Annotated in this window: 11 protein-coding genes; all 11 read right to left on the reverse strand. The window is 39.8% G+C overall.

The genetic code is table 11. The features are described 5' to 3' along the window. Positions 1-18: 18 nt before the first annotated feature. Entirely contained in the window at positions 19-1,068 is a 1,050-nt protein-coding gene (locus AKG34_RS19890) for an ABC transporter substrate-binding protein (RefSeq protein WP_053347703.1), read from the reverse strand. 199 nt (positions 1,069-1,267) lie between these two features. Then, positions 1,268-1,567: a DUF2294 domain-containing protein gene (locus tag AKG34_RS19895; protein WP_082527362.1), complete on the reverse strand. Its 300-nt coding sequence runs from the start codon at positions 1,565-1,567 to the stop codon at positions 1,268-1,270. 597 nt (positions 1,568-2,164) lie between these two features. Beyond that, positions 2,165-2,614, reverse strand: coding sequence for a YfmQ family protein (locus tag AKG34_RS19900; protein ID WP_053347705.1), 450 nt, complete (start codon positions 2,612-2,614; stop codon positions 2,165-2,167). Between the two features lie 535 nt (positions 2,615-3,149). After that, the gene (locus AKG34_RS19905; protein ID WP_053347706.1) at positions 3,150-3,344 is read right to left on the reverse strand and encodes a M48 family metalloprotease; all 195 of its coding nucleotides are present in this window, start codon (positions 3,342-3,344) and stop codon (positions 3,150-3,152) included. A gap of 2 nt (positions 3,345-3,346) precedes the next feature. Then, positions 3,347-4,330, reverse strand: coding sequence for a carbon-nitrogen hydrolase family protein (locus AKG34_RS19910; protein WP_053347707.1), 984 nt, complete (start codon positions 4,328-4,330; stop codon positions 3,347-3,349). 382 nt (positions 4,331-4,712) lie between these two features. Then, positions 4,713-6,143, reverse strand: a complete 1,431-nt coding sequence (gene pdxR, locus AKG34_RS19915) for a MocR-like pyridoxine biosynthesis transcription factor PdxR (protein ID WP_053347708.1) — start codon at positions 6,141-6,143, stop codon at positions 4,713-4,715. A gap of 249 nt (positions 6,144-6,392) precedes the next feature. After that, entirely contained in the window at positions 6,393-7,958 is a 1,566-nt protein-coding gene (locus tag AKG34_RS19920) for a SagB family peptide dehydrogenase (RefSeq protein WP_053347709.1), read from the reverse strand. A gap of 22 nt (positions 7,959-7,980) precedes the next feature. Next, positions 7,981-9,924, reverse strand: coding sequence for a TOMM precursor leader peptide-binding protein (locus AKG34_RS19925; RefSeq protein WP_053347710.1), 1,944 nt, complete (start codon positions 9,922-9,924; stop codon positions 7,981-7,983). Continuing rightward, complete coding sequence (locus AKG34_RS19930; protein WP_053347711.1) at positions 9,921-11,873, reverse strand: putative thiazole-containing bacteriocin maturation protein; 1,953 nt, start codon at positions 11,871-11,873, stop codon at positions 9,921-9,923. The genes AKG34_RS19925 and AKG34_RS19930 overlap by 4 nt, the downstream gene beginning before the upstream one ends. 155 nt (positions 11,874-12,028) lie before the next feature. Next, positions 12,029-12,292: a heterocycloanthracin/sonorensin family bacteriocin gene (locus AKG34_RS19935; protein ID WP_053347712.1), complete on the reverse strand. Its 264-nt coding sequence runs from the start codon at positions 12,290-12,292 to the stop codon at positions 12,029-12,031. A 460-nt stretch (positions 12,293-12,752) separates the two neighbouring features. Beyond that, complete coding sequence (locus AKG34_RS19940; RefSeq protein WP_053347713.1) at positions 12,753-15,068, reverse strand: copper amine oxidase; 2,316 nt, start codon at positions 15,066-15,068, stop codon at positions 12,753-12,755. Positions 15,069-15,070: the final 2 nt, after the last annotated feature.

Raw genomic sequence — 15,070 nt, forward strand, 5'->3', positions numbered from 1 at the left:
CGATCAAACCTCTTTTTCTTAGTGTGCAAGTTCACGATTCCAACGATCAATCCATTGTTTAGAGTTTTCATTAACAAACTTCATATCTAGTACAAATAATCTGTTAACAACATCTTCTCCATACGTTAAGCCTTTTGCTTCTGTTTTAGATAGCTTAACTTCTGTGTTAACTGGAGAGTCGATCTTCGCTTTCGCTGATTTTTCCTGAACTTCATTACTCAAGATGTAATTAATAAATTCTTCAGATAATTCTTTTTGATCGCTTCCTTTTACGATATTCATCGTATTCATGACTGCGTATCCGCCTTCTTTAGGGGAAACGAACTTAGCATTAGGAACGGCTTCCTGTAAATCGCCAAAGTACATTTCCATTATTGGACCTGCAGCAATTTCTCCTTGCGAGAACATGTTGACAAACTCAGATGTTTGTCCATATTCTTTAACAACATTTGGCAATACTTTTTTCATTTGACCAAAGGCTTTATCTTCATCAAACTCATTACTTCCACTGACTTTTGAAGCAGCATCTAAAAACATTGGTCCAGTTGTTGAAGTAATTGATGGAATTGTAATTTCACCTAAATCCTTACTCCAAAGATCTTTCCAAGAGGAAATTGGTTTACTCACTTCATCAGGGTTATACGCAATTCCAAATTGCGCAATTGTATAGGCTGGTCCATATTCATCGCCATTTGGGGCTTTTGCTTTGTCATAAATTTTATCAATATTCGAAATCTTGCTATGATCAATTTTTTCAAACAAACCATCATCGATTCCCTGTTGTGCATAGTAGTCGGATAGATAGATAACATCCACATCGGTGTTTGCTTGACGCACTTTGTTCAATCGATCTGCATTGTTTCCTGAATCTATTACAATTTCAACATTGTGTTCCTTTTCAAATGGTTCGTAAACTTCAGGTCGAAAGAAATCCTCAGCAAATCCCCAAGTTGAAATGACTAATTTTGTTGGCTTTTTCCCATCAGAAGTATTTTCATTTGAAGAGCATGCAGCTAAAACTAATGCAAAAACCGATAACATCATAAATGAGCTAATTATTTTTTTCATCAATTAAACCTCCGTTTTTTATATGTTTAAAGTTGCCTTTCTTACTAATATAAATGTAAAAAAAGACAATCTTAAATAGAATAAAAATTCTACCCAAGATTGTCTTTTCTTTGTAAACAAAGATAAAACCTATCATTTGGTTCTTTTGTGGCGTTCCCTCCAGATAAATCCGAAGTGGAAATCCATTTATATTATTATATTATTTTTCTTTCAATACTATATTGGTAAATGCCCGTTGCGTCGCTGAGTCATAATCTCTTAGAACGGCTTCAATATCCCAATCCGTTTGCGTTTCTAACTTTTGTCTTAATTTCTTTTTATAAAGCAGTGACATATGAAAATCAACCTCTTGCTTTAGGCTAGGAACTTCTCCCTCTAAAGCTTCAGAACGTGGGGCACGTCGATGTTTGGCCTGAAATGTAATCACATTCAGCTCAACAGTAACCTTTAGCAACGTCGTACCAAAGCCGAACAATTCCTTCGATACCTCATTATACATATGAGAAAGCAATTTCTTCGTTTCGTTAGAGTTTATCGGTAAGATGACTATCACCTGCCAAACCTGTTGTTTGTGGTAATTATATATACTTTTTGTGAATTACACAAGATAATATTCGGATTTTCAACAAAAAAAATGTTTTTTCTTCAGAAAAAGAACATTTACCAACCAATACCCGAATTATACTAAAAATCATTTGGGTATTTTTGTGATTTTATTTACAACTATATATCAGTATAATCACCCAAAATGTGGATTTCAACCTTAATCATAGCGAATCCCCCCTATAACGTCCATACAACTACAGCTTTAAAAATTGTAGAAAACAGGGCAATTGTAGTTGTTAGTGATATGTATCATAGGGCTGTAGGTTTTCAGTATGTTTTTGTTAGCTAAACCTGACAGAAGGTCACATTCGATACTATTCATAATACTGGAGTTAAACTAACATTAAATATATTTACGACGGATTTTAATGACTCCGTTCCTTCTAAATAAGCAAAAACAGCTTTAATTTTCAAAAAATGAATAATTTGTCATAAAAAAACTACACCTCCAATTGTTAGACGGTGTCTAACAATTGGGGTGCAGTTCCTTTTAAACTATATCCCTTATTACTGGCATAGAACGTTCTTGGAGGCTATCGGAAAGCAGACTATACGCAATTAATTTCTTCTTGTACTGTTTAACTACATCCACGTGGTCGTTGTAAATGTACACAAATAATCTAACATCCATTTTGCCTCTTTTAGTATCAATGACTAATGGAGTCCCACCGTTCTCTGGATGCAAAAATAATTGCTCGTTCCCTGGAAATATATGATTTTTTTTCAAAAATTTCGCTTTGTTAAAATAATTAATAACTTGAATCTTGTCTTCACCTTCCAAGCGTTTTCCGTCAATGGTTACGATGGCATTCGCGTCACTAAGTTCTGAATGCAGCTTAAATTTGCTGATAATCCAATTCACTGCATCGGTTGGAAGACAGGTAACTAATATTTTTAACAAGGCTAAGAGAATTGTTAAAATCAAAATAGGCAATGTCATATTTCATCATCTCCGCTACGTAATAAATTAATTGTTATATCCAAGAGGCGGACAGTTTTTCTTAGAAGTGACCGTTCTATTAACGTTTCACTTTTAGTGAAAAGTTGTACTTAAACTAGAGACCAGTAAGTTAAGTTCACAATTTTGTCACATTTGTGAACTAATTCACAAATACTCACAAATAGTTAGTGTCATGTACTTCACTCGAACAAACATGACCTTTATACAATTAAGCCTATATTTCTCTCCTGTCTTTTCATCTCCATTCTGTCAATAATCAGCAACTAGCAAGTTGGTTATAAGTTGATAATTCTATCATAATAAAATTGGATGAAATTAAACCATCCACTTGGCTGGTATTTTGACCATCCACTTTATTTTTTTAGAAAAAATCCAAATTAGTTAACCTCTGCTTCATGCTATTAATCCAAATCTTAGCCATAAATGAACTATAAAAAACCTCAAGATTTGATTTTTTAGAAGTGCTTTATACATTTATAAAAATACTTATTTACGGTATACCTTAAACAATAATTCATGCTAATTTTATTATGAAGTAGAAGATGCCTACAGTTAATACTAGTGCAAGACCAATATAAATATAACTAAGATTCAACAAATTCCCTTTTGTAGCTGAAGAGTAATTACTATCACCCTTCCCCATTAATGAAATGGTACTAACTAAGGCAACTAAACTAATGGCTACTACTAATATTACACTAATCATCATCGTCATACGCCTCCAATATTATTAGTATTTATATCCTTTAACCATTTGACATTATTCCGATTCTCATTATTGATGTGTAATGTAAATATATCAGGTCTGCTGTAATGACCAACTGGATCAAAGTCAAATTGGCTGTATGCTATTTGTTTAAGGTTCAAATCACTAATTAGTATTGCTTCTTCACCATACACTGGTTCATAGACATATTCACCAAAAGGATTAATAATTGCGCTTCCTCCCCGGCACATTTCATTGGGGGAAGTCTCTAATTCATCATAGCAGGCCAAGTCCTTAGGATACATATCCTTTGTTACATATTGATTACATGACAAAACAAAGCACCTTCCTTCCATAGCAATATGACGAATAGTAGATTGCCAGGAGTCCCTTGAATCAGCTGTTGGAGCAATATAAAGTTGTATGCCCTGTGCATACATGGCGCTCCTTGCTAATGGCATATAATTTTCCCAACAAATAAGCGCCCCAATCTTTCCATATGGAGTATCAAAAACAGGTAAAGTGCTACCATCTCCTTCGCCCCATACAATTCTTTCTGAGGCCGTAGGTTTAAGTTTACGATGTTTTCCTAAAATCAATCCGTCCGGACCAATAAAAAGCACTGTGCAATAGAGAGTTCCACCGCTATTCTCAGAATCCCTTTCTATTACTCCAATAACAAGATAAATATTAGCTTTACGGGCAGCTGAACATAATAAATTCGTTTCTTCCCCTGGTACAAGTATAGAATTATCCCAATAACGATACCAATCCTCTCTTCCTGATTGAGAACGGCTGCCAATTTTTGTTCCGAATGAAAGCCCTCTTGGATACGCAGGGATGAACGCTTCCGGGAAAACGACTATATTAGCTCCTTTACTTGCAGCCTCGTGAATAAGATCAATGGCTTTTTTCACACTTGCCTTTTTATCCATTATGACGGAAGCAGCCTGGACAACAGCTACTCGGACATTCTCTTTGTTCTCCATCCCTGTACCTCCTCTACTAAAGTGCAACAATACCTTTGTTATATTTTCTTTAAAATTTGATCATTTATAAATAACATAAAACATTCAGTGTATATGAAATAATTTACAAGCTCTTAGCTTTTACGGTGTATATATTTTAGAATGAGCCCTACTTCTCTATAATAAAAGAACGACCGAATTTATGACCATCCAATCTTGTAATATTTCCACCCTCCACTTGTTGAACTCTTTTATTAATATACATAAAAAGGTAAAAGCACCTCTGAAGGAACGGCTAAGATACCACGGCTTGTGGCACCTCTAACCTAACTTACTTCTTTGAAAAGACAAAAAAAGAATCATGACTTTGTCATGATTCACTCGAGAGTATTTGAGCACACAGCTATAAGCTCCTTACAGCATCTGCAAATCTTTTGATCCCTTCTTGAATGGATTCCTCGTTTTCTCTCGCAAAGGTAAAGCGAATATATTCCTTGTTTGTTCCCAATGTTGAACCGGGAACGTAAATGACTCCTCTTTTGATAGACTCCTCTAGTAATTTTATTTCGTTTAATTGTACTTTCAACTTACACCACAAATGAATACCACCATTTGGCGAATAATACTCAACTTTGTTATTTAGAAATTGTTGAAGACTCGACACCATTGCATCCCTTCTTCTTTCTAGCTGCTCTCTTAAGTAGGTAATATGAGTAGGGAAATGCTCTGATTCAAGAAAATCGTTTGCTATCCATTGAGTGAATGAGCCATGGCCGAAGTCAACCTGTTGCTTAGCATCAGAGAGCCTCTCTATTACTGATTTCGGTCCTATAATCCAGCCAATTCTTAAACCAGAAGCAACAATTTTTGACAAAGAGCTTATATATAAAACATTTCCGTTGTTGTCCATCGATTTTAGAGTAGAGATTTCCTCCCCAGTAAAGGAAGTTAAACTATAAGGATCGTCTTCTATAACCGGTATGCCATATTCGGATGAAAGCTCTAGAATCCTTTTACGACGGTTGATATGAAGTACAGTTCCTGTTGGGTTTTGAAAAACAGGGTTCAAAAATATCATCCTGATTCGATGTTTTTTATGTAGTGCTAGTAAATCCTCTGGGTTGATGCCATCCTTATCAACTGGTAAAAGAAATGTTCTTAGTCCTGCGGATTGAAAAATGGGAAGGTTGTAACTGTATGATGGATCTTCCAACGCAACGGCATCGCCTGGTTTTAACAAGCATTGGACAACGAGATGTATGGCTTGTTGTGCACCAGAAGTAATTAGTATGGAAGATGGATGAGTATCAATTCTTCTATACTGTTTAACATGATTGGTTATTGTGTCCCTTAAAATCGCATTACCCTGGGGATGATCATAACCTAAACTACCAATAAAAGACCTATTCGAAATGATTTCACGTAAGGATTCGACTGGAAATAAGTCTTCTGATACCTCTCCACTAGCTAAGTTTATAAGGTTATGCCCTTCCGTTTCTTTACGTATTCTTTGGGTTACCGGCAAATTGGGTAAAAATGAACCAGCTTCGATATATCTATTCCAACTAGGTATACGTTTTCTGTTGATTCCCCATATATCCTTGCTGATCATCGTTCCGCTTCCTTTTTTTCGTTCAACCAGCCCATTTGCTTCCAATTCATCATAAGCTGCTACAACTGTACTTCTGTTAACCCCCAGTTCATGTGCCAAGAAGCGCTCAGAAGGTAATGGCTTATCTAGTAAAAATGTCCCATCAGCAATACCACTCTCAATATAACCAGCTATTTGTTTATATAAAGGCTCCTTGGATTTCCTATCCGTTCTCCATTCCATAAGCTACATCCTTTAAAATCGTTTAGTTAAAAGCGTACTAAATCCCTCTTTATTCCCTTAAATGGAAAAACCATTTATGTTAGTATAATCCTCTATCAAGATTATTGCACCCTTGGGATAGAAGTTCGAAACATTTTTCAAATTTCATCCATTTTCCCAAACTCATTGGATTTCCCTCCCAAAACAAAAAATGGCCTCTATCCCTTAAAAGGAATGGAGGCTTTAGCTTATTAAGAATGATACATTCTATTAACTACGCAAACTTCCTTTCAGCCATGGGCGCTGTCGATAGGGACCGATTGGAATTTGGATGAGGCTTGTTTTTCCGTGATTTTCCATCTTGTAAATGTCATCACACACGTTCACATCAAATCCGAGTAGGGGGTGACCATTCATCCCGAGTGCTGAAGCCGCTATAAGTAATCGTTGTACGAGCATACCTGCTTCCATTTGCTGGATTCGATATCCTCTATAACCTAGTTCCGGTTTGTAGTGATCCTTATTACCCGCTACATGAAGGCAGAGCGGTATTTGCTGCAAATTCACATTATCCAGCGACATTCCGTATTGCAACGGAATCCGATGATCTCCGGGCTGTATCTGACGTAACACATGATCCATGCTGTCATATTGATAAGCTCCATCAGGTATGTCTTCTACATTATATAAACAGCCATACAAGGAAACACGCGGATTTTGCTTTGTATCTGTTTCATCCAAATCATTTCGATAGGAAAAGGAAGCCGTCGCCTCCTGAAGAAGTGTGGCTAGTTGTGTTTGACTTACCTTTCCCAAAACGAAATCCATTTCCGGTGAAAATCGCTTTCGGCAAACCGAAGCCAAATCATACGACAATCGCTTCGTAGATGGCAGATCGATCTCGATTCCCTCACAATTCCTACCTTTCATTGCTTTCATTGGTCGAAACGACTCTGTTGACTCCATCATGGATGCTGCATTCATTTTGGTTAACATCGGATACTCTTTAATCTTCAGTGACCGAACATAGTGATTACACTGAATCGTTGTCAATTCCCTGTATAATTCTTTTGAAGAGACAAACCCGCCTGTGTTGCCTACATTTGCAAACGAGTGAATCGGTTCCACAGATAAGGGAATCACCGCATACGTGCTCTCTTCTTCTTCGGATAACCCAAGCAAATGATTGATGGCACGATCTAAAAATTGGAAGTATACCATGGATGTAAAGCCAAACCGTTTTGCCACTTCTAGCAACTGTCCAATCAGCACTCCAGCATCCAATCCTTGCAGACGGTATGAAAAATTATTGTATTTATAGAAATTTTTCCAAAACATGGTCGATACAAAAACAGTGCCAAAACAGGATGAGATGTCACACCGATTCCCAAGAGCCTGTTTTAAATATTCATCAAAATTGCCTTCGCGCAACAACACCAATCGATGATGTGCCACATCATAATGGTACACACCTGCAGGCAACTTCTCCATCTTCAAATACACGTATAATTCGTTTGGATACAACGCTCCTCCTGAAGGAGCAAAACGCCGAAAGGATTGCATGAGATCCGCCTGATCTGCAGAACCCAAAGTCTGACTTACTTGTGTAAGTCCGAATACATACCAGAGAAAATGACCGATTCTATCGCAGTCAGGGATCGAAGGCGTTGCCCCTTCTTCAAGCGTCAGCGGCACCTCCATGGATAAAGGAAACACTGGTCTATCACGGTAGAGCTTATACGTAAGCGGTGCATCATTCCAATCCACCACCCAATCTGGTGGACTTGCCTTCTCAACGTCAAAATGTAGATTGTGAAGAAATGTGTCTAGACTCATCCTCCTACCTCCTAGTCACCGCTTAGGGAAACGGGTGCGGATGTGGGTTGAGCTGTTCAGGTTTTAGCGGTTGTTTTGCATATCCGAGTTCCATTGGAACCTTCAATACCCTCTCCAGCCCAGTTGTACGGGTAAGATGATGTCCGAATGTCATCGGCAGCATTCCTGGAATCAGCACCTTTACGCAATGTAATCCGTTTCGTTTGATTTCCGGAGTCGTCTGATCTACCACAATCACCTCAAGTTTCAATCGGCGAAATTCTTGAAGAATATCTTGCAAATCATCAGTCAAATCTGGATGATTCGCCTTTTGCTTGAATTCCTCATCAAATGTTCTCAATGGACGATTATCATCCAATAAGAACTGCAAGCGTTCTTCAGCTTGTAGCAAGCCATACAGCATTCCATGATCATCCATCTTCTGCACCAGCGAGGAATCATGCAGCATTTTTTCAATCTCCTCTTGGTCCTCCTCCATTTTCTCGTCAAGAGTCAGCATCATGCCAGCCAACTCGAAAACTGCGCTTTTCACCGCCCTTATCGGATCAAGATGAGCTCCGGCCGCACATATGATATTCAAGCCTTTTTGCTTCCTGTTTTTCGCCATCGCCCATACGCTTGGAATGCCGTGTTCCATTGTCGAATTATACAAATAAATATCATATCCCGCCGCAGCCCTTGCCCGGTCAATCATCAACTCCAGTTCTTTGTCATTTGCAGAATAAGGGTCAAGACGCGGGAGAGACAACTGCGCGTACCAAGTCAACAGAAACGAATCACGCTCCACCACTTCCATAATGCCGTAGAAAATAGCCTCCTCCAAACTTCCACCTAAAGCGCAGCCATTGGAGGTTTCATAAACAAATCCTTCCCCGCAGCCTAAGCTGTAATAAGAAAGTAACTCCGGAACAAGGATCGGACGCTCCTGCAGAAATGAATGGCCCCATACCCAATCTATTGAGCGATCAGGATTAAACGGTGGAAACGGAAAATCAGACTTTGCATATTGTTCCTTGGCGTGTACGCCTACCTTGGTAGGATTAAGTGCATGATCTTTCAAATTACGATAGCTGTCATGGATTACTGTCCGTTTGCCACGGGGCTCCATCCCACAATACCTTTCCAAGCCCTCCAATATAGCCGTCATCTCACTTACGGCGTATGAGAGAGTCCGACCTGCAGCTCCCTCATCTCCAATGAACAAAGGCAGATTAACACTTACATCAGCAAATGGAGGCACAAGATCATACATTTTATTATTCAAAAATCCCATGCGGTGGTCCAAATAATCTTTGGCTAATACTTTACTCAAATCCTCCATCGAACGACAGCGGTAACTGTCGGGACTGATTTTCGGACTTGATTGTAATGAAATACGAGCCAGTTCTGGCGAGTCTTCAGGTAATTCGCTGCAAACTGCACACAGCGGATCAGGTAAAAAAGAATGCCATGAACTATTCAGTGTTTTCAGGTTGATTAATGCAACCCTTCCTTCCGAATGAGGGTGATCACCTTTCATTACCCTCCCTACCTCGGCGCCTATCAGGTGAGCCATCTGCATAAGTCCTGTACGTGATGCCGCCACATCACGCTGTATTCCTCCTTTTTCTTGTAACTGCTTGCGAATTTCCCACATCTCTTTACGATCACGTCCTGCCATGAGATGCCTTAAATCTGCACACTGAGAACACCCCTGAGTGTCCGGGCGTACCAGCGGACCGATTATTCCTTCTCCAAATGAAACGAAGCCCCGCAGCCAAGGAATGCCCGTTGGCCGTAACATCTCTTCTGCCTTTTGATGGGCAATAGGATTCCAAGCATCTTGTAACACCAGAACCATAGCAGTCGTTTGCGGTATTCCTGCCTCGAAATCGGTTTGGTGAGTGACCTGGTATTGGCCGGACAGGTCTCCATAAACATGGTCAGCCAACACTCCTTCTCCGACAACCAATACGCCAGCTTTCACCCTGATTCCTCCTCTCGCAACAACACCCCAAACACCCCTGCCAGTTCTTCTTTCAAAAACGATTCCAACTCTAGTTCGAAAACACAGATTCGCTTTTTATTCCTTTCCAAAACTTGCATGGCAGACTGAAAAACCTCAGAATGCGCTGTCACCTCGTACGCAGGAATCACAAGCTTTAGCGGCGGTTTGCCTTCCTGAAGCAAGCGTGAACCTTCTACCTCTTCCGTTGTGGGGCAAACTGTTTGATTTTGGGCTTTCGTAACGGCCTGCTGTAACGCATTTCGCAATGCCATTGTTATATTCAAACCGACAGAACCAGACCAGTCATCACCCGAAAAGACCCATACCACAGGGAAACCGGATATTTCCCCTCCTAAGCCAATGATTGGTTCACCTTGCAGCGTGGTCAGTGCCTGCAAGAAATACCGGCAGCGTTCATCTTTTACCGCGTCCAACTTCACCTTGGCAACAATATTCTCTTGATTGAATGGCTGCTTGTTTAACTCATCATCTAAACACCTTTGCAATCCTCGGCACATGCATTCCGCGAACGTTTCCCCTGCACCAATACCGACAAACCCCTGCACTTTCTCTACTCCCTGGAACGGCGATAAAGTCGTTACGAGCTGTTTGACTGTTGGGGACACATACGCTTCAATCCCTACAAGGCCCGCTTCCCTCCTTGCTTCTTCATGCGTCAAATCGGAACAGATTATTTCTGGCTGCAGCTCGCATGGTCCCTCTGACAATGGATCAGCCACCTGAACTCGGCATTGAGCCAGCGGCAACTGCTTAAGATCTCCCTCATCCCAACGATGGAAAATTCCTGACTGTACCGATGTCAATCTGCTGAAACCCAAAAATAATTTCCCCTGCTCATCGCTACCCAATTTCTGTTCGAGACGCTGACCGAAATCCTGAACCCATTTTGCTGCCGTATTTCCAATCACCAGCGGGTGAGGCATGAACGAATGCCAGTTTCCCTCCAATGTTTCCATATTAAGCAGGTAGAATTGATTATTTTGCCTCGATTCGTTCACTTCTGTCGTTTCTTTAAAAAATTCAAATACCATCACATTGGCCAACATCGCTCCTGCTGTGGATGAAAAGGCGGTGACATGCTGATTTTTACTCAGTACAGACTCGTGTATTCGACGCCATGAAGACTCCCAACACGCAATAGAATCCGGATTCACCAGCGGGCCTGCCAATCCTACTTGATTTAGACTTATTGCAGGGAGAAACATTTTTTTCTCTTGCCTACAAACCGAATGAAGTTCTTGTAATTCCTCTACAGCACCTTCTTGTGACACATACAATATCGAATCAAACGGCTGTACAATCTCTTGCCAAGAAGAACCGCCCTCTCTCTCCAGCTGGACCTCATCTACGGCTACATCGGAGTCTGTCTTCCGTGCATGTGCCACGAGCTCCTTCAACCGCTGTCTATCAGTTGGTACCGAGTCTGTAATGAAAACATGGAATGTGGGTAATCCAGCTTCCATTAATGCAGAAACCAACGAAATAAAAAAGGAACCAGAACCAATAGCCAATACTTTTACTTGGCGAAAGCCTTGAAAACGGTATGTGCCCGAACCCCCAAAACTGTCCAAAAACTCTATTTGAGAATCATACTTTTTAAGAACCTGTTCCGACAGTTCATGCGGTCGATCTTGACTTACATCCCGAACAAACCCGTTTTTATATAAAACCTCTGCAATTTCGAACACTCGATTTCGGTACGGACCTGGCAATCCTTCAGTCAATTCACTCAATGTATGGTCCCCATTGAACATCGGTAATAGCTTTTCAATCCACGGAACAATCGTACTGCCCTCCATACGGAACGAACTTATGTTATTCCTGAAATACACACCTCTGTTTGGTTCAGGGAGAAAAAACGTGTCCCTTTTCACTTTCAGACGCATAGAAGGGGTCATATTTTCCATTCCGGTCCTCCTAACCCGAAGCTTTTCTAGTTCTGCTTCAGCACTTCACTTTAATCCTATGTATGACAATTTGTCTCTTATGTCTATTCTTTCAAAGAAAAGTCCCTGCAACATCAATGCAGGGACATCTCCTTCTCTTTAGAAAACCTGAACTCTTAACGACCGCAACGTCCGCAGCCGCCGCAACGACCGCAACCGCCGCAACGAAAACCGCAACCACCGCAACCACCGCAACGACCGAACCCACAGCCCCCAATAAAGCAACCAAGACATCCAAAACAACCAAAACCGAAACCAATGAGTCGAGAATCGTCCGCAGAATACGGTTGCTGGAACTGGTTTTGATCCCAAAGAATTGGCTGGCTTACCTGAAAATCGTCAACATTCAACATTTGCAATTGATTTTGAAACTCATACATTTATATAACCTCCATATATTCATTAATAAGGTAATGCTTAGTACTTAATAACAGGAAAGAAAATCGGACCGAAATTGTCTGGGAATCCACGTCGTGTACTCCCTCCAACAAAATATGTAAGGGGAATGGGGATTGTTACTGATTCAAAAGCCTATTTTTATTGAATCTTTATAAAACGGTTCAAGAGGAAACAGGGATAATCACTTTATTAATACGTGGCTTAGTACAAATGAAAACTTAGAGACAAAGCTAAAAAAGCTGGGACTAAGTTAGCAAGCCTAGAGTAGGGACTTAGCTTATCAACTCGAAAATCGCTCTGGTGCAAGTTAGAAACATAGAATCTCAATATCCTTTTCATCTATGAATAATGATGGTACTCAAAACAATTTATGTATGAATTCAATCTCGCTTCGGACCAAAATAAAGCCCTTGCACTAACTTATGCAAGGACTTTATTTAATCATTTTGAATTTTCTTTTGGTAAATCTAATGTTGGAGTACGATCAAAGAAATTCCACGGTTTTAACATGGCGTGTACCCATTCTGTTGGCATCATTGGCCATTCTTCAGCTCGTGCTATATGAGTTGCACCTGTAGTCATCCATACCACATTATCTGTATTTTCAATGGAACCGTTGTCTGCCGAATATTTTCCTAATCCTGTATCGGTTTTGCTGCGGTTCGGATATTTACCTTCCGGATATCGCTCATCCGGGTCATAATTTGTGACCCACAACTGCTTATCCATGAAGTTAACTCGTTTGAAAAGCCAGTCATCATCACTAAATAAGGCTCCTTTGGCAATCGGGTGGGTGCCTCCTGCAAAAGGGATGATTTGATAGGAGACAGGATTTCCTACCTTATTCTCCTTGTTAAGATTACTGAACAGTCGAATAGTGGAAGAATCAAATTTTTGAATCGACTCTTGCTCCGTCTTTACTGTTTTTTCTTCTGTTACCATAACACTTTTGCGTGGACCGCCCTCTTGATTTTTTTCTACTTTTGGATTAATTTCCATTAGGGAATTACTCTCGCCATCAACATCTAGGTCAAGCCTGAAATTGTAAATGTGCTGGTGAGTTGTTCCGACAATGTTATTATCAAGCAAAGTACCATATTTTGTATCCTCTTTTGCAGTTTTGTCATGCATTGTTTTTGATTTAACACCTTTTACTGCTTCAATACCGGATGCTCCTACATCAATATTAATTATTCCATTTTGTGATAACTTCCAATCAAAGATATAATCATAGTTTCCTATTGTACTAACCCAGCGAACCACTAATTCACGGCGTTCACGGCTTTGATTTTCTTCTTTAAATGTCGCAAGGTCGGCATGTTTATATTCTGGCCCCGCATATTGTTCAAATACAGCAATGGCATTTTTAATAACGTAAGGATTGCCCGAATTATCTGCAATTGTTGCATCTAGCAGCACGGCGTTTTCTGGTACGTCAGCTCCAAGTTCTAGCGGTGCAGTTAATGTACCCATTCCATATTCACCAGCGTCTAAATAGGACTTGAAGTACCAGCCAACGTCCGGATCTCCGTAAGGAACTATCATCCCACCCAGCGATCCTTCATACATAATTTTTCTTTTTTTCCCTTGGTCATCATAAGTAACAGTTGATAACACAGGTCCTACCCGCGTATCCAATCGCAAGTGGAAATCCCAATTTTGCCAGCTAATCGTATTTCCTTTTATTTCATAGTTCTTGCCTTCAGGCTCGGTAATATTAAGCGGTTTTACATCGGACTTCTTCTCATAATCTCTACCATCATATGCGTTTAATTGCATCGGGATTGGAATGACACCTTCATCTTCTACTTTAATAACCGCTTTCTTTTCAAGATCTACAACAGCGACCAGATTTTCAATTGGATGCGCCCAAAAATTCCCATCACCAGTATCCAAATAAGATACTATTTTCAATAGACGCTTATCATGTTCCAATTTATCTTCACCATCGAAATAACCTACTGTTAACGGGGTCGCGACGACCTTTTTAGGGTCATCTATCCCCCGCTTTTTTAGCGCTTTTGCATATTCTTCACTTGCTTCAATGGCTCCTTGAACAGTAGCAAAATCATCCAGAATAAACATGCCATGAACGCCGTCCATTTCATTCCATGAAACTAGTTTTTTTGATGATATATTCACTTCACCCTCAATAACTTGTTTGCCATTCAATGCAATGAACTCTGCTTCTCTTGTAAATGCGTTGTCTTTTTTCTCTTTATCGTACTCCCACTCCCACACTTTCTTTTTTTCGGGAAGCTTCAGTGTAATTTCTGTAAAACGAAGAGTATCTTTATATTTCCCTGCCTCTTTGATTACATTAACCACCGCTTTAATTTCTTTAGGAGTTAAAGGATCTAAAGGATGATAAGCTTCTTTTATTTTAGCTGTTTGCTTGATGTCAGGGAGAACTTCATTCACAAAATGATCAGTTACGTAGATTTTCTCATCTTTTTCTATCACGTTTGATTCAAGTGTAATCGCTTTTCCATTAATATACGCTTTATCAGAATCAGGTTTTATTTTTATGACCGTATCATCTTTTTCGATGGTAATTTTTTTTGTAAAAAAACTCCAAAAATCAGATTTAACAGTTGCACCTGTACCGTCTAAAGCTGTTTCTAACTTAATTAATTCCACTTCACCGCCATGAGCAGAAGCATTGTTTTTATGAATTAGTGAATAAGGAGAGAATATGAAAGTTAGTGCAGTCATTACAATAATTGCTGCTTTGAAAGTTCTTTGCTTTGTTTTCATAG

Source organism: Peribacillus butanolivorans (assembly GCF_001273755.1).
Taxonomy (GTDB): Bacteria; Bacillota; Bacilli; order Bacillales; family DSM-1321; genus Peribacillus; species Peribacillus butanolivorans.